Source organism: Sphingomonas sp. 22R3R2A-7 (assembly GCF_036856055.1).
Lineage (GTDB): Bacteria > Pseudomonadota > Alphaproteobacteria > Sphingomonadales > Sphingomonadaceae > Sphingomonas.
Genome location: NZ_JASPFR010000001.1, coordinates 1,240,770 through 1,259,422, shown reverse-complemented (window position 1 = coordinate 1,259,422; position 18,653 = coordinate 1,240,770). Strand labels below are relative to the sequence as shown.

Annotated in this window: 16 protein-coding genes; 9 read left to right on the top strand and 7 right to left on the bottom strand. The window is 66.0% G+C overall.

Annotated features, from left to right (window positions below):
• Positions 1 to 148: 148 nt before the first annotated feature.
• Positions 149 to 658 carry a M13-type metalloendopeptidase gene (locus QP165_RS06015; RefSeq protein ID WP_333994444.1) on the bottom strand — a complete coding sequence of 170 codons (510 nt, stop codon included), beginning with the start codon at positions 656 to 658 and terminating at the stop codon, positions 149 to 151.
• Positions 655 to 2,262, bottom strand: coding sequence for a M13 family metallopeptidase (locus QP165_RS06010; protein ID WP_333994443.1), 1,608 nt, complete (start codon positions 2,260 to 2,262; stop codon positions 655 to 657). Before QP165_RS06010 ends, QP165_RS06015 begins: the two co-directional genes overlap by 4 nt.
• Before the next feature lie 263 nt (positions 2,263 to 2,525).
• Here QP165_RS06010 and QP165_RS06005 point away from each other — a divergent pair, with 263 nt between their 5' ends.
• On the top strand, positions 2,526 to 3,818 hold the full coding sequence (locus tag QP165_RS06005; protein WP_333994442.1) for an FAD/NAD(P)-binding protein: 1,293 nt from the start codon (positions 2,526 to 2,528) through the stop codon (positions 3,816 to 3,818).
• 77 nt (positions 3,819 to 3,895) lie between these two features.
• Here QP165_RS06005 and QP165_RS06000 read toward each other — a convergent pair whose 3' ends face one another.
• The 4 genes from QP165_RS06000 to yghU form a co-directional block, all read right to left on the bottom strand.
• A complete protein-coding gene (locus QP165_RS06000; RefSeq protein ID WP_056016252.1) occupies positions 3,896 to 4,762 on the bottom strand; it encodes an outer membrane protein in 867 nt (288 codons plus the stop codon).
• Positions 4,763 to 4,855: 93 nt separating this feature from the next.
• Positions 4,856 to 5,935, bottom strand: coding sequence for a ferritin-like domain-containing protein (locus QP165_RS05995; RefSeq protein ID WP_333994440.1), 1,080 nt, complete (start codon positions 5,933 to 5,935; stop codon positions 4,856 to 4,858).
• 53 nt (positions 5,936 to 5,988) lie between these two features.
• Entirely contained in the window at positions 5,989 to 6,987 is a 999-nt protein-coding gene (locus QP165_RS05990; protein ID WP_056016245.1) for a ferritin-like domain-containing protein, read from the bottom strand.
• Between the two features lie 185 nt (positions 6,988 to 7,172).
• Positions 7,173 to 8,045 carry a glutathione-dependent disulfide-bond oxidoreductase gene (gene yghU, locus QP165_RS05985; protein ID WP_333994438.1) on the bottom strand — a complete coding sequence of 291 codons (873 nt, stop codon included), beginning with the start codon at positions 8,043 to 8,045 and terminating at the stop codon, positions 7,173 to 7,175.
• Positions 8,046 to 8,707: 662 nt separating this feature from the next.
• On the opposite strand from yghU, the gene QP165_RS05980 reads away from it, so the two are divergent.
• The 4 genes from QP165_RS05980 (at position 8,708) to QP165_RS05965 (ending at position 13,289) form a co-directional block, all read left to right on the top strand.
• Positions 8,708 to 9,640, top strand: coding sequence for a helix-turn-helix domain-containing protein (locus QP165_RS05980; RefSeq protein WP_333994437.1), 933 nt, complete (start codon positions 8,708 to 8,710; stop codon positions 9,638 to 9,640).
• 123 nt (positions 9,641 to 9,763) lie between these two features.
• Positions 9,764 to 10,537: a class I SAM-dependent methyltransferase gene (locus tag QP165_RS05975; RefSeq protein WP_333994435.1), complete on the top strand. Its 774-nt coding sequence runs from the start codon at positions 9,764 to 9,766 to the stop codon at positions 10,535 to 10,537.
• Between the two features lie 59 nt (positions 10,538 to 10,596).
• A complete protein-coding gene (locus tag QP165_RS05970) occupies positions 10,597 to 12,360 on the top strand; it encodes an ABC transporter ATP-binding protein (protein WP_333994434.1) in 1,764 nt (587 codons plus the stop codon).
• The gene (locus QP165_RS05965) at positions 12,357 to 13,289 is read left to right on the top strand and encodes a hypothetical protein (RefSeq protein WP_333994433.1); all 933 of its coding nucleotides are present in this window, start codon (positions 12,357 to 12,359) and stop codon (positions 13,287 to 13,289) included. Before QP165_RS05970 ends, QP165_RS05965 begins: the two co-directional genes overlap by 4 nt.
• A 338-nt stretch (positions 13,290 to 13,627) precedes the next feature.
• Here the strand turns inward: QP165_RS05965 and QP165_RS05960 are convergent, their stop codons facing one another.
• Complete coding sequence (locus QP165_RS05960; RefSeq protein WP_333994431.1) at positions 13,628 to 13,828, bottom strand: hypothetical protein; 201 nt, start codon at positions 13,826 to 13,828, stop codon at positions 13,628 to 13,630.
• A gap of 391 nt (positions 13,829 to 14,219) precedes the next feature.
• Here QP165_RS05960 and QP165_RS05955 point away from each other — a divergent pair, with 391 nt between their 5' ends.
• The 4 genes from QP165_RS05955 to QP165_RS05940 all read left to right on the top strand — a co-directional run bounded on the left by QP165_RS05955 (position 14,220) and on the right by QP165_RS05940 (position 18,422).
• The gene (locus QP165_RS05955) at positions 14,220 to 14,483 is read left to right on the top strand and encodes a PqqD family protein (protein WP_333994429.1); all 264 of its coding nucleotides are present in this window, start codon (positions 14,220 to 14,222) and stop codon (positions 14,481 to 14,483) included.
• A gap of 168 nt (positions 14,484 to 14,651) precedes the next feature.
• Positions 14,652 to 16,625: an asparagine synthetase B family protein gene (locus tag QP165_RS05950; RefSeq protein WP_333994427.1), complete on the top strand. Its 1,974-nt coding sequence runs from the start codon at positions 14,652 to 14,654 to the stop codon at positions 16,623 to 16,625.
• Positions 16,618 to 17,220, top strand: a complete 603-nt coding sequence (locus QP165_RS05945) for a lasso peptide biosynthesis B2 protein (protein ID WP_333994424.1) — start codon at positions 16,618 to 16,620, stop codon at positions 17,218 to 17,220. Before QP165_RS05950 ends, QP165_RS05945 begins: the two co-directional genes overlap by 8 nt.
• A complete protein-coding gene (locus tag QP165_RS05940) occupies positions 17,217 to 18,422 on the top strand; it encodes a nucleotidyltransferase domain-containing protein (protein ID WP_333994422.1) in 1,206 nt (401 codons plus the stop codon). The genes QP165_RS05945 and QP165_RS05940 overlap by 4 nt, the downstream gene beginning before the upstream one ends.
• Positions 18,423 to 18,653: the final 231 nt, after the last annotated feature.

Here is an 18,653-nt window from a genome sequence, read left to right as displayed (position 1 = left end):
GGGCCCCTGCCGGCCGTGACGGGGACGGCAGCAGCGAGGATGACGGCGGACGAGCAGGAACACCGCCACCCTCGTTGACTGGACGGAGCCATGCCGCCCCGACCTTGGCCCGCCGCCGGATTTTTTGTCCGGCGGCGGCCTTGGCGGCTTACCAGATGCGGACGCGGTCCGCAGGCGCGAGATACTGTGCGTCGCCGAGCTTCACGTCGAACGCCTTGTACCAGGCATCGACGTTGCGCAGTGGGTTGATCGCACGGATCTGCCCTGGCGAGTGCGGGTCGCTGACGAGCTGCTGGCGCAAGGCCTCGGTGCGGAACAGCGTACGCCAGACCTGACCCCAGCCGAGGAAGAAGCGCTGGTCCCCGCTATAGCCGTCGAGCACCGGCGCGGGCTTGCCACCAAGCGAGGTGTGATAGGCGTCGAGCGAGATCAGCACGCCGCCTAGATCGCCGATATTCTCGCCCATCGACGCGCGACCGTTGATCTTCACGCCGGGCAGTCCGTCGAACGTATAGGCTTCGTACTGCGCGCCGAGCTTGACCGCCTGTGCCTCGAACTTGGCGGCATCCTGCGCGGTCCACCAGTCGCGCAGCACGCCCTTGCCGTCGGATTTGCGCCCCTGATCGTCGAAGCCGTGGCTGATCTCGTGACCGATCACGCCGCCGATGCCGCCGTAATTGACCGCCGGATCGGCGTCGGGATCGAAGAAGGGGGCTGCAGGATCGCCGCCGGGAAGACGATCTCGTTCTTCACCGAGTTGTAATAGGCGTTCACGGTCTGCGGGGTCATGCCCCATTCGGCCTTGTCGACCGGACCGCCCATGCGGTTGCGGCGATAGTCCCATTCGAACCGGCTCGCGCGTTCGACATTGCCGATCAGGTCGCCGGGGACGATGCGCAGCGCGGTATAGTCGCGCCATTTGTCGGGATAGCCCACCTTGACGCTGAAATTGGCAAGCTTGGCCTGTGCCTCCTGCTTGGTCGCGGCGCCCATCCAGGGCAGGCCGTCGATCCGGCCGCGCAGCGCGATCCGCAGGTTGGCGACGAGGGCGTCCATCTTGGTCTTGGACGAAGGCGGGAAATAGAGCGCGACGTAATCGCGGCCGATCGCCTCGCCCAGCGCGCGCTCGGTGACGCCGATCCCGCGCTTCCAGCGATCGCGCTGCTGCGGCTGGCCGTTGAGGAATTTCGAGCGGAAATCGAAATTCGCGTCGACGAACCGCTTCGACAGCATCGGCGCGATGTCGTCGGTGGTGCGGAACGCCTGCCAGGCCTTGAGCGTGTCGAGGTCGGTGCTCGCAAACACCTCGGCGATCTTGGGGAAGGCGGTGTTCTGCGCGACGATCGCGCGGTCCGCCTTGGCGACGCCCGCCGCCGTCCAGAACTTCGCCCAGGGGAAGCCGGGGGCCTGTGCCTGCAACTGCGCCAGCGTCATCGGATTATAGGTCTTGTCACGGTCGCGGCTTTCCGCGCGGGTCCAGTGCGCCTGCGCGATGCGCGTTTCCATCGCGACGATCTTGGTGGCGGCGTCGTCGGGATTGGCCCAGCCCGCCATCGTCAGCATCTGTGCAACATACTGGCGGTAGCGCGCGACCTGGGACGCGAACTTGGCGTCGAGATACAGGTCGCGGTCGCCCAGGCCCAGCCCCGACTGGCGCAGGTAGAGCGCGTAGACATCGGGGCGCTTCGCATCGTCGTTGACGCCGGGGCCGAAGAAGCTCGCGCCGAAGCCGCCCATCGACTGGCCCATCAGCACGGCGACGTCATCCTTGGACGCGGCCGCCTTCACGGGCGCCAGCCGCTGGATGAGCGGTGCCGCATCGGCGCGCTCGATCGCCGCCTCGTCCATGAAGCCCTGATACAGCGTCGCCACCTTGGCGCGGTCGGGGTTGGCGGCATCGGCGGGACGATAGCCCTCGACGAGCGTGCGCATCCGCGCCTCGGACAGGTCGCGCAGCACCGCGAAGGCGCCATAGGACGAGCGATCCGCCGGGATCTGCGTCTTCTTGACCCAGCTGCCGTTCACATAGTCGAACCAGTCGTTGCCGGGCTTCACGCTCTTGTCCATGCCGGCAAGGTCGAAGCCCCAGCGGCCATAGCGGGTGGCGGCGGAATCGGCGGCGGCGGGGGCAGAGGCGGCGTCCTGCGGCATGATCGATTCAATCGTGCAGGCATCGTCGATGCAGGCGTGCAGATCCTGTGCGGTGGCGGACGACGCGGCGATCGCGACGACAGAGGCAAATATGACGAACCTGGTCTTCAAAGGATGGTCTCCGCAATGGATCAGCACGCACCGGACGGGGCGAGCCGGTGACGGGAAAGTGCAACAGCGCTGTCGTTTGTGCAATACGTCAGTCCTGACAGGGACTTGCCGGCATCGGGTGTCCCGCGGCGGCCGATTGTCCTATCGAGCGCGGCGAGACGATCGAAAGCAGATGGGGACGAGATGACATTTATCGCAGGGCCCGAGGATCACGTGGTCATCGTCGGCGGGGGTTTTCGGGGACATTGCTGGCGATCAACCTGATGCGCCATGGCGGTCCGCGAGCAACCCTGATCGAGCGTCGCTCGCGCCAGCTCGCGCGCGGCGTCGCCTATAGTGCGGCGCATCCCAGCCACCTGCTCAACGTGCGCGCGGGGAACATGAGCGCGCTGCCCGACGATCCCGACCATTTCGTGCGCTGGCTCAAGACGCGCGGCGAAGGCGACCGCAAGACGTTCGTGCCGCGGACCACCTACGGGGCGTATCTCCGCGAGATGCTCGACGCGGCGGTCACACGCTCGGAAGGGCGGCTGTCGCTTGCCCAGGGCGAAGTCTGCTCGATCGATCTGGTCGCGCGGGGCGGCGTTTCCGTCGGGATGGCGGACGGAAGCCGGATCGCCGCCGACCGCGCGGTGCTCGCGCTGGGCAACCTGCCGCCGCACACGCCGCCGGGACTGATGCCCGAGGACCTGCCGCCCGGCCGCTACAGCGCGGATCCCTGGGCCTCCGATATCGGCGAGGGGCTCGGGCCTGACGACACGGTGGTGCTGGTCGGGACCGGGCTGACGGCGATTGATGCCGCGTTGCTGCTCGATGCGCGGGGCTTTGCGGGTCAGATCCTGGCCGTGTCGCGGCGGGGGCTGTCGCCGCGTCGGCATGTCGACGGCGCGCCACCCGCACGCGTGCTCGACAAACCGCAGGGGGATCTGTCCGCGATCGTCCGCCATATCCGCGAGCGGGCAGGGGCGGACGGCTGGCGCGCGGCGGTCGACGAGCTTCGACCGGTGACGCAGATGCTGTGGGCCGCTGCGCCGACGCCGCAGCGCGCGCGGTTCCTCCGGCATGCGCGGCCCTATTGGGACGTCCACCGTCACCGTCTCGCGCCCACCGTCGCCGACCGGGTCGATGCGCTCGTCGCGAGCGGCACCCTGCGCTTTGCCGCGGGCAAGATCGTGTCGGCGACGACGGCAGGGGAGGCCGTCGACCTGACGTGGCGGCCGCGCGGCGAGGATACGCCCATCGTCACGCGTGCGGCACGGATCGTCAATTGTACCGGGCCGCAGGGCGATCTGCTGCGCTCCGGCGAGCCGTTGATCCGGCATCTGATCGCGGATGGCGTGATCCGTCCCGATCCGCTGCGTCTTGGTGTCGATGTGGATGCGCAATCGCGTGCGGTCGGTCGCAACGGGGTCGTCGAGCAGCGGTTGCACTGCATCGGCCCGATGACGCGGGGAGGGCTGTGGGAGGTCGTCGCGGTGCCCGATATCCGTCAGCAGAGCTGGGACCTGGCGCGGCGGTTGTCGAACGCGCAGTGGGTCGGCGGCGAGGGACTGTAGGAGCGGGGCTCCAGCAGCGCGCTGCCGCCAGCCGGTCGCATCCGGGCCTGCGCCATGTGGCGCAGGCCCGTCTTGCATCAGAACCTGAACGCGGCCGTCGCGCGCAGGCTGTGCCAGCGGAACTTCTCGTCGCTGCGCTTGAAGTCGGTGCCGGTGGTGTTGGGGGCCAGCACGAACGGGTTGTTCGCGACCAGGATCGGGCTGCCCGAAATGGCGGGACCCGCAGTCGTACGGACGCGGAAGTCGTCATCCTTGTACTGATGGAACATATATTCCATCCCGATCGAGATGTTCTTCGTCAGCTTCTGCTCGATGCCGCCGCCGCCGAGGAAACCCCATTGCTGGCGCTTGCCCGACGCCGCAAAGGCATTGGCGGTGTTGGTGGTGAAGAACAGCCGGTCGATCTTGGCATAGCCTGCACCGAACGTGCCGTAGAACAGCGTGGTGTTGACCGCATAGCCCGCGCGGCCGCGCACCGAGGCTTCCCAATCGATCTTGCGCGCCATCGTGTAGCTGGCGGGCGTGCTCGAGAAGGCCGCGACGCTGTCGGTGATCTCAGACTTGCCGAATTCGCCGACGACGCCGACGACGATGTTGCCGCGCTGCGCATCCATGCCGACCCGGCCATAATAGGCCCAGCCGTCATCGTCGTTGCGGCAGCCAAAGGTCGGGACTGCCGTGCGTGCGGAGCCGTTGCAGAAGCCCGGCGAGAACGCGTTGGCGCCGCCGATCGTGCTGACCTGGTCGCCGAAGGTCCCGTCGAGGTTGCGGTCGAACTGGATCGACGAGCCGACATCGTTGCCCTGCACGTCATACCCGCCCGCAGCGCCGATATAGATGCCCGAGAACGGACGCTCTTCGGTCGTTTCCTGCGCGGCGGCAGGCATGGCGAAGGCGCAGGACAGAGCGAGGCCTGCGCAGGAAAGAAGGTGCGAAGTCTTCATGGTGTGATCATCCCGAATTCGGGAGCCGCACAGGCCGACCAGGCATGCGCGGCTCGAGGAGTGGACCGCGCCCCGACGGGACGCGGGACGGGGTTACGCGTTGGCCGCGCTCGTCTTGATGTTGCCGTTGAGACCCGCGGGGAAGAACCCGCCGGACGAGACGGATGCGCTGTTGAGGTACACGATGTTGAGGACCTGCCCGGCGGAACGGCTGTAGACGATGCCGTTGGCGTCGGTCGGCACGATGTTCGAGACGTTGGCATCGGTACCGGTGATACCCTGATCGTCGTCCCCGATCACGCCGGTCGACGTGTTGGTGACAGTGCCGTCGAGGCTGTCGCGCGCGTTGCTGATCGCATTCGCGCCCGTGATGAGCGCCGGGACCGCGGCAACGGCGGCGGTGGTTGGTGTTGCCGGCGTACCCAGGCCGCGACGATAGAGCACTGTCCGGACCAGGCCGGCATGATAGGCCTCGGCGGCAAGGATGCCGGCAGCAGCCTCGAGATAGGTCTTGTTGGCGATCAGAACCGATGCGCCCTTGTATGCCGAAACGCCCACGTCTTCGAAGATGAAAGCGCCCAACAGGAAATTGTTCTCATTTTCGTAGGGATCGAAGATCTGGTTCGCGGTGACGAGACCGGCCGCACGCGCTGCTGCCGTGAACGACCCCGGCGATGCGACGGTGCCGGCCGAAATGTTGATCGCAGGCTGCGCGACCGCTGCAGTGCCCAGCGCACTGCGAAGGAAGGCGACATGCGCTATCTCGTCGAGGGCGATCTCGCGCGCATATTCCCGGATGACCGCATCCCCGGTCCCGTTGGCGAACTCCGGAACCTGGCGGCCACCGGTCACTGCACCTTGCGTCCCGGTGCCGGTCAGCAAACTTGCATTGAGACCAACACCGAACACGGCAAAGGCGTAGAATTGCGCTTCGAGATATTCGAGCTGGAGCGCGAAGTTGAGGACGTCGGCGTCGTTGAGGGCCGGTGCAGGAGTGGGGGTCGGCGTGGGTCCGGGTGCGAGGTCGCTGTCGTCATTGCCGCATGCGGCGAGCAGCGATGCGCCGCCAACGGCAAGCGCGCCACCACCGGCGAAGCGCAGGAAACCGCGGCGTTCGTTGCGGCGGGTGGCGATCCTGTCGAAGATTTCGAGCTTTGTCTGGATGTCGGTCATGGGTCTATCCCCTTGAAAATCGTAAGCGTGGCTTTTGGCGGATGCGTGTCGGATCAGGACGACGTGGTGCTGGTCCGGATCGTTCCGTTAAGGCCCGCGGGGAAGAAGCCGCCAGCCGAAGCCGCGCTGCCGTTGAGATAGACGATGTTGAGCACCTGGCTCGTCGACCGACTATAGGCGACGCCATTCGCGTCGAGCGGCACGATGTTCGACGCCTGCACCGCAGCCTGTGTCGTGGACAGGTTGGTGGGTGTCTGGCTCAGCGGCGAGATGCCCTGATCGAGATCGAGCGTCGCGCCGTCGAGCCGGTCACGGGCATTGGAGATGGCATCCGCCGAGGTACGCAACGCGGGAACAGCAATGCCCTTCGCATACAGCGTCGTGCGGACAATCGCCGAATGATAGGCCTCGACCGCGAGGATACCGGCTGCGGCCTCGAGATAGGTCTTGCTGGTCAGCAACGGTGCTGCGCCCTTGTAGGCGGTAACGCCGACATCCTCGAAGATGAAGGCGCCGAGCAGGAAGTTCTCAGGCGAAGAATAGGGGTTAAACGCCGTGCCGGCAGGGACGAGACCGGCTGCCTGTGCGGCAACCGAGAAGGCACTGGTCGGCGAAACGCTGACGTCGATCGCCGGCTGGGCGACGGCCGCGCTGCCAAGCGCAGTGCGCAGGAAGCGGACATGCGCGATCTCATCCTGCGCGATCTCGCGCGCATATTCAGCGACGCGCGGATCGAAGTTGAAATTGACTTGCGTGCCACCGCGAACCGCACCCTGCGTGCCGGTGCCGGTCAGCAGCGAATTGTCGAGCCCCGTGCCATAGGCTGCGTAGGAGTAGAACTGCGCCTCGAGATATTCGAGGTTGAGCGCGAAGTTCAGGACATCGGCGTCGGTGACCGACTGGGCGGCGGCGGCGGTCGACAACGTCATCGCGGTCGCACCGGCGGCGGTCATCGCAGCAGCACCGACGACGCTCTTGAAGAACTCCCGCCGATCGTTGCGCCGTTCGACACGGGCATCGAGGGCATCGATCAGATGGTTTGATTCGGTCATTGGCTTCATCTCCCTGAACCAGGCACGTCGGCACATGGCCAGCGCGTGGGTCGCCTTCGCTGGGCGCTCTCACGTGCTCGACGACCCAGAAACGGGATCAGGGAGATAAAGTTGCAACTAAATGATAAGGCAAGGCAAATTATCGAATTATACTAATCCCCGGCAGTATTCTGGTGCGCTTGGATTTACGCGTCGGACGACTTGTCCATCGTGCGGGTGTCGAAGTCGGCGGCATCGTGACGTTCGCGCAACTGGCTGGCCGGATCGCCCATGACGCGGTTGACCATCCGGCCGCGGCGCACCGCAGGTCGTTCAGCGATCGCTGCCGCCCAGCGCTGAACATTGGGATAGTCCTGGACCTGAAGGAACTCGCCGGCGTCGTAGAGTTCGTCCTGCGCGAGGACACCGTACCACGGCCAGGCCGCCATGTCGGCGATCGTGTACGCATCGCCGGCGAGATAGTCGTTGTCGGCGAGGCGGCGGTTCAGGACGTCGAGCTGGCGCTTGGCCTCCATCGCGAAACGGTCGATCGCATATTCGATCTTGACGGGTGCATAGGCGTAGAAATGCCCGAAGCCGCCGCCGATGAACGGCCCGCTGCCCACTTGCCAGAACAGCCACGAGAGACAGGTCGCGCGTGCCGCGGGCTCGGTCGGCAGGAACGCGCCGAATTTTTCAGCAAGATGCATCAGGATCGCGCCGGACTCGAAGATCGGAATCGGCGTCGCATCGCTGCGATCCATCAGCGCAGGGATCTTCGAATTGGGATTGATGTCGACGAAGTCGCTGCCGAACTGGTCGCCCTCGTTGATCCGGATCAGCCAGGCGTCGTATTCTGCCCCGGCATGGCCGAGCGCGAGCAGCTCCTCGAGCATGATCGTCACCTTCACGCCATTGGGTGTGCCGAGCGAATAGAGCTGGAGCGGGTGGCGTCCGACGGGAAGCGCCTTGTCATGCGTCGCGCCCGCAATGGGACGGTTGATTGCGGCGAACCGGCCGCCATTCTCCCGATTCCATGTCCAGATTGCCGGGGGAGTGTAGGATGAGGCGTCGGTCATGACGATGCTCCGTTGCTGAATAAGAGAAGGTAGGGAACGGCAGAGGTCCGTGTCGGTGCTGAACGCCCCAGCTCCAAGATCGCCGCGTTGCGTGGCGGACCACCGAGGCAGGGGGCAGGAATAGGCGACGCAGCGGTCACTCACCACCATTCGCTGTCGTGATGCGTCCGTCGTGCGTGGGAAACCTCCGGGCAGCCTGCGTACCGATGACGCGGCATATCCCGTTACGTCTCGCCAGTGGCGCGTTCACCATGAGTGCGTTCCGGTCGGCTTGAAAGGCGGTCCCGCACATCGTGTCCGGCGTCCGATGATGACGGCTGTTCGGGGCAAGCTCTTTATAATACAAGGTTTATGAGGGACGAAGCACGATGCGGCACTATAGCTGAAGAATTTCACGGATGATCTTTAACATTAACTCTATTCTTGGTATTGGTAAGAATATCTTAGTGAATAGTCTGTTCGTGTTGTAATATTCGCAAGGTATTTGTTAAATAATTTGGTGTAAACCATGGTGGCGCTAAGTCCGGGGTGGTGGTTCGCGTTGCCGAGGGGGTTTCGGGCAATGCGAGCGTCGGGGGTCGTCGGGGCAGGGGTGGCAAATGAACATTGATCAAGTCGTGGGCGGAACATGTGTCGCTGGGGTGCCGGCAAGCGCCTTCGCCATGCCGCCCGGCATGCGGATGCGGTACGATCCGCCGCATGCCTCGCTGTCCGACTATCTGACGGGCTATGCGATCTACGCGGCCGAAAGCCGGGCGCCGATGGTCAACTGGTACCTGCCCGCGCCGGCGATGATTTCGGTGCTCGTGGACGCCGGTCCAGTCTCGGTCGCGATCGGCAACCACCGGTTCGGCCCGCTGGACCGCGTCAGCCTCTATGGCCCGACGAGCCGCGCGTTCCAGACGGTGACGCATGGCGGCATCGCGGTCGGCATCGGCGTCAGCGCGCTGGGCTGGTCGCGGCTCACGTCGCGGCTCGCGGGGGATTTCCGCAACAAGATCGTGCCGCTCGACACCGTGGTCGGCGGCGTCGTCGCGCGTCGGCTGACCGAGGGTCTGGACGCCTTGTCCGACGATGCGATGATCAAGCCGTTGCTCGATTCGATCTTCGAGCCGCTGTTCCTGCGCCGCCATCCGCACGAGGACCTGATCCGTGCGTTCACGACATTGGCAGTCACCGACGGCGTCATCGAAATGCACGACGTCGCCGAGCGACTGGGGATCGAGACGCATGCCTTGCGGCGGCTTGCGACGCGGCATTTCGGGATGCTGCCAAAGATGTTGCTCCGCCGGGCGCGGTTTCTGCGATCGTTCATCAAGCTGATCCAGCCCGATGGCCGGATCGACTATTCGGCGATCGACAGCAGTTACTTCGACGCGTCGCATTTCCTTCGCGACGCCTCGACCTTTCTCGGAACGACGCCGCGGCGGTTCCTCGCGTCGGAAACGGTGTTTCTCAAGGCGAGCCTGCGGGCACGCGCCGCGGTCATCGGGACGCCGACGCAGGCGCTGCACGTCGCGCCGGCGACGCCGTCGCCAGTGGTGATCCGGCCGGGTCGCGGCAGTCCGGGGTTCCAGGACGAACTGCCGGGCTGACCGCCGGACGTTTGGCCGGTGGCAGCACGTGACTGCGGGCGACGCGCAGACGATCGCCGTCAGGAACGATCGATGCTGCCCTGGCGAGGGCGGCGCACGGTTTGCGAAGGGGAAGGGCAAGGCATGGGGCAATGGCGCAACGTCGCTGAACGCGTTCCGGGATACCGGATGGCGCTTGCGCTGCGTGATCTGACGCGGCCGGGCGACCGGCGCGCGGCTGCGCTGTTGCGCCTGCGACGACCCGCCGGGCTCTTCCAGCCGTTCGGCACGACCGGGGTCGATCGCTATCCGGCGATCTTCGGCCGGCTGCGCGAGGCGTTGCAGCCGCATCCCGCCACGCACGACGACGTCCCGCTCCGGCTGTTGTCGTTCGGATGCTCGACGGGCGAGGAGGTGTTCACGCTGCGCACGTATTTTCCGACCGCCACGATCACGGGGATCGACATCAGCGCGCCGCGTATCGCGGTGGCGCGGCGCGAGGTGCCGGCCCGCCAGCAAAAGACGACGCGCTTCGTCGTGGCAGCGTCGGCCGCGGGCGAATTGCCGGACAGCTATGATGCGGTTCTCGCGATGGCGGTTTTCCGCCACGGCGACCTGGCTGATGGACCCGCGCGAATAGGCGCCGGCCTGTCGTTCGACCGGTTCGAAGCTGCCGTCTCGCAGCTTGCCGTGCGGGTAAGGCCGGGGGGATATTTCGCGATCCGCCACGCCAATTTCCGCTTCGCCGACACTGCGATCGCCGATGGCTTCGACGCGGTCATGTGGGACGAGTCGATCACCCCGCATTACGACCGCTCGGGCCTCAGACTCCGGCACGTGGCGACCGAGCCGTGTCTTTTTCGAAGACGGTACGATCCCGACATCGCATCCCGTCCTGATGATCCCGTCGTCGGATGAGAGCGGGCGATGCGCGATCCTTTGTTGCGGACTTTTTCGGGTTCGCGCCTCGCCGCGTGATGCTTGCCACGATCATCGTGGGCATGGGGGCGCTGGTCGAAGGGCTGGGGATCATGCTGCTCGTACCACTGTTCGCGGCGGTCACCGGCCCCGATGGCGACCGGATCGCGCAGGCTGCCACCTGGCTTTTCGACCGCGTCGGACTGTCCGGGCGTAGCGACCGGCTCGCCGTCATCATGATGCTGTTCGGCGTGCTGATGATCGTCCGGACCGCACTGCTTGCCCGGCGGCAGGTCCTGCTTGCACAGCTCGAGCTCGATTACCTCGCCCGGATACAGCAGCGGCTCGTGACGCGGCTGGCGGGGGCGCGGTGGGAGCGCGTCGCGCGGCTGCGTCATGCGCGCGTCGTACAGGCGCTTGGCAGCGACGTCGCGCGCGTCGGGGAGGCCGCATTGGGACTGCTGCAATCGCTCGTCGCATGCGCGATGCTCGTCGTGCAGGTCGCGCTCGCAATGTGGCTCAGCCCGGGATTGACGATCGTCGCGCTGCTGCTGTTCACGCTGGCGGGGGCGATGACCCGCAAGTTGCTCCATGCCGCACGCGCGATGGGGGATGCGGTGACGGGTCTGCATCTTCGCCTGCTCGACAACACCGGGCAGTTCCTAGGATCGCTCAAGCTGTCCGCGAGCCAGAATCTCCAGCATGCGTTCGTCGCCGACTTCACCAGGGCGCTCGATCAGTCGAACGCGCGCGAGCTGGCATTCGTCGACGACCAGAACGCGATGCGCATGCGGCTGACGGTTTTGGCGGCACTGGTCGGCGGCGTGACCGCCTATGTCGGGTTCGCCTGGCTCGCGGTCGCGCCGACGAGCGTCGTCGTCCTGCTCCTGATCCTGTCGAGGATGGGCGGTCCGCTGGGTCTGCTGCAATCGCAGTCGGTGAGCTTCGTCCGCGCGCTGCCCGCATATCGCAACCTTCGCGCGCTGGAAAAGGATCTGGGTGGTCGCATGCGTCCGGATGGCGGCAGGCCGCGGGCGGTGGTCGCGCGGGGCGACGTGCCCGATGGCGATATCCTGTTCGACGACGTGGTCTATCGGCATGGCAGCGCATCGGCGCAGGGCTGGTCTGGCGGCGTCGACGGGCTTTCGCTGATGCTGAAACGCGGCGCGATGACGGGCGTGGCGGGGGCATCGGGCGCCGGCAAGACGACGTTCGCCGATCTGCTGGTTGGTCTGTACCGGCCCGAACGCGGCGTCATCTCCGTCGGCGGAACGATCGTCGATCTCGTCGCGATGACCGCCTGGCGCGACCGGCTCGCCTATGTCTCGCAGGATCCGTTCCTGCTTCACGACAGCGTCCGGGCGAACCTCGCCTGGGGGACGGGGGCGGATGCGGCGGCGATGCACGACGCGCTCGCCATCGCAGGCGCCGATGCTCTCGTTGCACGGCTCGCGCAGGGGCTGGATACGCTGGTCGGCGAGCGCGGGGCATTGCTGTCCGGCGGCGAGCGGCAGCGGCTGGCGATCGCGCGTGCCGTGTTGCGGGATCCGGCGCTGCTGATCCTCGACGAGGCGACCAACGCGATCGATGTCGCAGCCGAGACGGCACTGCTCGCCAGGCTGCGCAGCGCACGTCCCGCCCTCACGATCGTCTCGATCGCACATCGATCCGAGACACTCGCGCACTGCGACCATGTCCACGTCCTGTCGCACGGGCGCGTGATCGCAAGCGGGAGTTACGCGATCGTCGCGCCGTATCTCGGGGACGATAGCTTCACGCCCGATCGAGCGTCCCGTCTGCGTGCCGGTGCAGACACGGTATGACCGAGCGGTATTTCTACCGCGGCTTCGGCCTGTCGTTCGCCAGCGTGATCCCGATGCCGTCGATCGGTCCGACGCAGCGCGTATCGGGCCAGCACATCGACGTCACGGTGGATCTGGGGCGCGTGCATTTGCCCGATGGCGCCGTGACGATGGGCGATCTGACGATCGCGGTATCGGGTGACGTGGTGCTGGTCGCGATCGAGGAGGTCGGGCGGTTTTCGGTCGCGGGCGGCCGACGCATCGTCGTCGACCGCGATCACGGCGTGGCCGACGACGAATTGCTGCTGTTCCTGCTCGGCAGCGTCTTCGGGATCATCCTGTACCAGCGCGGCTATATTCCGTTTCATTGTAATGCCGTCGAGATGAACGGCCGCGCCATGCTGTTCTGCGGCGACTCGGGGGCGGGGAAATCGACGCTCGCCGCGTTTCTCGAAATGCGTGGCCACCGGCTGCTGACCGATGACGTGTGTCCGGTGATGCTGCAGGGGCCGACGGGGGCAATCACCGCGTCGCCGGGCCTTGCGCGGCTTAAATTGTGGGGCGAATCGCTCGAACTGCTGGGGCGCGAGCGCGCGGGGCTGCGGCAACTCCCCTGGCAGGTCGACAAATATGAAATGCCGCTGGCCGACGACCGCGTGACCGGCGATCTCCCGGTCGGGGCGGTGTATCACCTGCGTGACGACAGCGACGGGCGGGTTCACGGCATCCACCGGCTCGCCGGTCTCGACGCGGTCAACGCCGTCACCGCGAACATCTATCGGCGGCGTATCGGCGATCTGATGGGGCTGGCCGCGATCTATCTTTCGGGTGCCGTCCGGATCGCCCGCGACATCCCGGTCTATTCGGTGAACCGCAAATGGGGCCTTTCGCACTTCGAGGCGGAAGCACTCGCAGCAGAGCGGCACATGGGGTCTTCGAGCTTCCTGTGAGGGGGAGGGGGCGGCGTTGCCAGAGGCAAGCCTCATCCACGCGTTCAAGCGATTTCCGGATAACTATCGGATGATGGAAGAAAAGTTCTCAAGCAACTAATGCCGTGTTGCAATGGACTGTAAGAACGCAACCCAGTTCTCAAGACTTGTTTACAAGATATTAACCAATGGTGGACTTTGGAACTTGGTTGTCTTAGCCATTGCCTTGTGAGCGACCCGATGGTCGGGGGCAGGGAGACAGTCATGAACACCAATAGCGAGCGCCTGGTCTGGGAACGTCCGATGCTGTCGCGCATGGACGCGGCCGATGCGAAGAGCGGCAATTTGCACCACACCGATCAGTTTAACTTCAGACGCAACACTGGTTCCTGATCACTGTCGGGCCAATGCAAGCCGGCCCTACAGAACTGACGGCGAAAAGCGCGGCTTGCGGGTCGCGCTTTTTTCGACGTGGTGACGATGACGATGACGATGACGATGACGATGACGATGACGATGACGATGACGGTGGCGTGGTGACAGGGGCGTGTGGTCGGCATGACCGAGTCCGTCCGGACAGCATTCGTGTGGGGCATCTGCCGCTGGGTGAAGGCCCGCCTGTCTGCGTCCAATCGGCGCGTTCCGTCCCAGCGTGCGGGATGGCTGCTGACAACAAATCTCGGCTGCCGGCAATGTGCGCTGGGTTCTGCGTGGCTGGGGCGTGCAGGCCCCAATGTGGTGCCCGTTATTCCGCAATCACGAGCAACGCCCGACCTCGCCCGCGTCGGGTCGTACCGCAGTATCGCCGGCGCAAAGTGCGTCGAAAGCTAATCCTTCTGAGATTCGAGCTATCGTCCGGCCTGTGCGCCTTCGAGCCATTACGGGGGAGATGCGCCGGGTTCCACTTCGTAATGATGGGGTTATGTCGTGGTGAATCAAGAGGATACTTCAGTGATTCGTAATGCAGCGGCAGTTACCGCGGAAATTGGTGGACAACTCGTGGCGCTGGATGTTCAAAAAGGGACGTGTTACGGATTAAACGGCGTTGCTACTCGAATCTGGAACATGATCGAGGCGCCGATGCGGGCTACGGATATTTGCGATAGACTTTGTGAGGTGTACGACGTTGATCGGGATGAGTGCCTTGCGCAGACGACCGGTCTTCTTGCGGAATTGCAGGCTGCGGGCTTGGCTCATCCCGCTTCCCGGACGTGATCGGCAGCGCCGCCGCAGGCACCTGACCGGATTGCGGCGCGTACGTACGACGGGCCCGGCCGATCGCCGACGATGCGACTCCGCCGGCCCGCACCACGCGTCTTCGATTCCGAGGGGGTGGTCGAAGGGGGCGGGCGTGCCGACCCCTCACGCGGTTGCAGGACGCCCGTGACCGCGCTGTACGGGCTTTGTCGGTGGGACGGCGGGATTGCAGATCGGGACCTGCCCCGAATGGCGGCCGCACTGCGGCGCTTCGGTCGATCCGGGTCGGATCACTGGACGGCGGGTTCGATCGCACTCGGCATCGCGCGTCACGCGCTGCTTCCCGAAGACGAGCATGTGCCCGAAATCCACGAGCGCGGACGGCGCTATGCGGTGGTTGCCGACGTGCATCTGAGCGAGCGGGAGTCGCTGGTCGCACAACTCGATCTCGACGCGCAGACGGTCGCGCTCCTGTCGGATGCGGCGCTGGTCGCGGCGGCGGTCGAGCGTTGGGACGAGGCTGCGTTCGACCGTATCTACGGGGCGTTTGCCGTGGCCGCCTGGGACACGCATGAGCGCCGGCTGATACTCGCGCGGGATCCACTCGGCGCGCGCCCCTTATTCTATCACGCGACCGACGACCTGCTCGCCTTCGCGTCGATGCCTGAAGGGCTGACGGTCCTGCCGGCGGTCGACGCGGGCATGGATACGGACCAATATGTCCGGCTGCTGCGCGATCTGGCGCCCGAACGGGATCGGACGCCGTTGCGCGGCATATCGCGGGTCATGCCCGGACATCATGTGATCGTGCGGAAGGACGGGATCGACCGCGTCCGGTGGTGGAAACCGGACCTGACGCCGCTGATCCTCGCCGATCAGGACGATTATGCCGCTGCATTGACCCGGCATCTCGAAGAGGCGGTGAAAGCCTGTCTGCGCGGCGTTTCCGGCTGCGTCGGCGCGCAGCTGAGTTCGGGGTTCGACAGCAGCGCGGTGCTCGCGGTTGCGGCGTCGCAGCTCGCACGCCGTTCGGGCGATGCCGGCCCGGTGAAGATAACCGCGTTCACTGCGGTGCCGCGATCGGACCGGCATACGCAGGTGCTGGCCCATCACATCGCCGACGAGGGCGATCTCGCAGCCGAGGTCGCGGCAAGCCTGCCCAATGTCGATCATGTGCGGGTCAGCGTCGATCACGGTACGCTCGATACGCTTGGCCGGACGAGCGGCCTGTATCCGTTGCCGATCCGCAATCTGTGCAACCTGACCTGGGTCGATGCGATCGCGGACGCGGCACGCGCGCGCGGGCTGACCATCATGCTGCAGGGCGGGATGGGCAACATGACGTTGAGCGAACCCGGCGTTCTCGCGCTGCAGGAACTGATTGCCGCCGGACGGTTTCCGACCTGGTTTAGGATCGCGCGCGGGCTGGTGCGCAACGGGTGGATGCAGTGGCGCGGCGTTTTGTGGAACAGCGTTGCCGGCAAGCTTCCGGAACGCGTCTGGCGGTTCATGGAGACACGCTCGGGCCGCGCGCCGATCGCCACGCGCCGCTTCACGCTGCTGCGCGATGCCGTCTACGACCATGCCGGGAGCATAGCGCGTGAGACCGCGACCGCGGATCCCTACACCGTCATCGACGTCGCCGAATCGGCGCAGCCGGTCGCCACGAGCGTCCAGAACCGGCTTGCGATCGCCTCGGCGGATATCGGCAGTCTGCACAAGGCGCAGCTCGGCGAATGGGGGATCGATACGCGCGACCCGACCGGCGATCGGCGGTTGATGGAGTTTGCGCTGCGCGTGCCCGTCGAACGCCTCATCTGGGACGGCGAGCCGCGCGCGATCCTGCGCCGGGCGATCGCGGGGCGGTTGCCGGCGTCGATCGTCGACAACCGTCGCCGCGGGTTGCAGAGCGCCGACTGGCACGAAGGCCTGATCCAGTCGCGCAGCGCGCTGATCGACGAGATTGAACGGATCGAGATGTATGATCCGGTTGCCTCGCTGATCGATATCGACCGGCTGAAGGCGCTCGTCGCCGATATGCCCGATCTCGATTCGCCGCGCTGGCAGGAGGGCGATACCGAGGTCGATTATCGCCTGACGCTGCTGCGGACGGTGTCGATCGCGAGCCACATGCGTCGCGTGTCGCGAAGCAATGTCTGACCCTGGTCCCCCCGCCGCATCGGCGTCGCCGCGTGACGATCGGTATCTGGCGAACCAGCTCCGGCATGGTCGCGCGCTCGCGGGCAAGCTTCACGCGCTGTCCGGGGCCGACGCGGTCGCGCTGGCCGAGGCGATCGTGCTCCTCGGTCTTGCCGCGCCGCTGATCCGCCTCGTCCCTTTTCGGACGATCGCCGCGGCTATGTCCACGCCGATAGGGTCGGCGCGACATGACGCGGCCGTGATCGCGGCGACCGTGGAACGCGTCGCATGGGCGATCGACCGATCGGCCAAGCGTGTGCCGACGCGCGCGCTGTGCTTCGAACGCGGGCTCGCGGCGCATCTGATGCTCCGCCGTCGCGGGATCGACTCGACGCTGGTCTACGGCGTGGCGCCGGGTGGCAGCGACGGCAGCGTCCTGCGCGCGCACGTCTGGGTGCATGTCGACTCCGTCGAGGTGACGGGCGGCGGTGACCTGACGGGCGGCGACGACCTGACGGGTTATGCACCGCTGGCGAGCTTTCCCTCGGGGCGTACGCACACCGGGCCGCTGCGTCCCCGCCCGCCGTTACCGGCCGTTCATGAGCGGGACGCGTGACGCTCGGTATATCGCAGTCGCTCGCAGCCGCCAGTCTGCCTGACGTCGCGACCGCGCCGTTTGCCTTGGTCGCCGCCTGCAGCGCCTGGCCGCTGCACGGGCCTCAACTCGCGGCGATACGGGCGGCCGAGTCGGATGGTTCACTACTCGACTGGGAGCAGGTGCTGGCGCTGATCGAGCGCCACCGGATCGCGGGGCTGGTCCATCATGCGCTGACGGTTGCCGATATCGCGATCCCGGCGCCGTTTGGTGCGATCCTGCAGGCGCGCGCGACCGCAGACGGCGTCCATGAACTCAAGCAGGTTCATCGCACACTGGCCTTGTCGCGCGCCCTCGACGCCGCCGGGATTCGCCACTTCGTGCTGAAGGGCGTGACGAGCGCGATGATGGCGTTCGGCCGCTACGGCGTTCGCTACAGCGTGGATATCGATCTGCTGGTCGATCGGACCGCGATCGACGCGGCCGCGGACACGATGCGCGCGCTGGGCTATGTCCGGGTCGATCCGCCCGAGCTGGCGACCGCGGCAGACGTTCGGGCGTGGATGGCGCATCACAAGGACGTCGTATTCGTCCACCCGGATGATGAGACGGTCGTCGAACTTCACTGGCGGCTCTTCCAGAATTCCTATCTGATGCCAAACACGGTGGAGGGGCCGCTGACGAGGCTGGCCCTGTTTCCCGGGGCGGACGTGCCGACGCTCCCCGAGGAAACGGCATGGCTCTATATCTGTGCGCATGGTGGCGAGCATGGCTGGGCGCGGATGAAGCGGCTCGCCGATCTCGGGGCATTGCTCGCGCGGTCGAGTGGAGAGGCGCACCGGCTGTACGCGCATGCCCATGCCGCGCGCCTGAAACGTCTGGTCGGTCCGGGCATCATCCTTTGTGCGAAGCTTTACGGAACAGCGGTACCCGAGCGGCTCGAACGCGATTTCGCGCACGATCGAAGGATGCGCTGGATCACGAGCATCGCGTGGCAAAGTCTTGTCGGCGATGAAAGCGGTACCGAGCTCGAGGCGACCAAGCTGGGGGCGACGCGCAAGAATCTCGGGCATTACCTGATCTCGAACGATCCCCGCCACTGGTGGCGCGAATTCGTCTTCGATCTGCATGATCGGGGGCGCGGCGACGAGGAGACCGCGGGACCGTCCCGCGTGGCGCGCGTCATCGGACGCCTAGCCTGTCTGGCGCGCAAGGAGCCCTGATCATGACAGCCCCAAGCGATCGCGGATCATCCGCGCCATCGAGGATGCAGCGGATGGGTTCGGGCCGATACGTCGGAGCCGCGCGATGAAGGTCGCGTTGCTCAACGTGAAATACAGCGCAGAATCTGGGGGATGGCCTGTTGTCCGAATGCCTCGAAGGCGCGCTTGCGTCGGCATTGGGCCGGGTTGCTGGCGCGGGCGGGCCGATCGTCGTCGAGTCGATCGATCTCG

Bases quoted from the DNA above. Each gene is read 5' to 3' on its own strand.
- QP165_RS06005 (WP_333994442.1), top strand. From the start codon at position 2,526: ATGCGCCATGGCGGTCCGCGAGCAACCCTGATCGAGCGTCGCTCGCGC.
- QP165_RS06000 (WP_056016252.1), bottom strand. From the start codon at position 4,762: ATGAAGACTTCGCACCTTCTTTCCTGCGCAGGCCTCGCTCTGTCCTGC.
- QP165_RS05995 (WP_333994440.1), bottom strand. From the start codon at position 5,935: ATGACCGACATCCAGACAAAGCTCGAAATCTTCGACAGGATCGCCACC.
- QP165_RS05990 (WP_056016245.1), bottom strand. From the start codon at position 6,987: ATGACCGAATCAAACCATCTGATCGATGCCCTCGATGCCCGTGTCGAA.
- yghU (WP_333994438.1), bottom strand. From the start codon at position 8,045: ATGACCGACGCCTCATCCTACACTCCCCCGGCAATCTGGACATGGAAT.
- QP165_RS05980 (WP_333994437.1), top strand. From the start codon at position 8,708: ATGCCGCCCGGCATGCGGATGCGGTACGATCCGCCGCATGCCTCGCTG.
- QP165_RS05975 (WP_333994435.1), top strand. From the start codon at position 9,764: ATGGGGCAATGGCGCAACGTCGCTGAACGCGTTCCGGGATACCGGATG.
- QP165_RS05970 (WP_333994434.1), top strand. From the start codon at position 10,597: ATGCTTGCCACGATCATCGTGGGCATGGGGGCGCTGGTCGAAGGGCTG.
- QP165_RS05965 (WP_333994433.1), top strand. From the start codon at position 12,357: ATGACCGAGCGGTATTTCTACCGCGGCTTCGGCCTGTCGTTCGCCAGC.
- QP165_RS05960 (WP_333994431.1), bottom strand. From the start codon at position 13,828: ATGCCGACCACACGCCCCTGTCACCACGCCACCGTCATCGTCATCGTC.
- QP165_RS05945 (WP_333994424.1), top strand. From the start codon at position 16,618: ATGTCTGACCCTGGTCCCCCCGCCGCATCGGCGTCGCCGCGTGACGAT.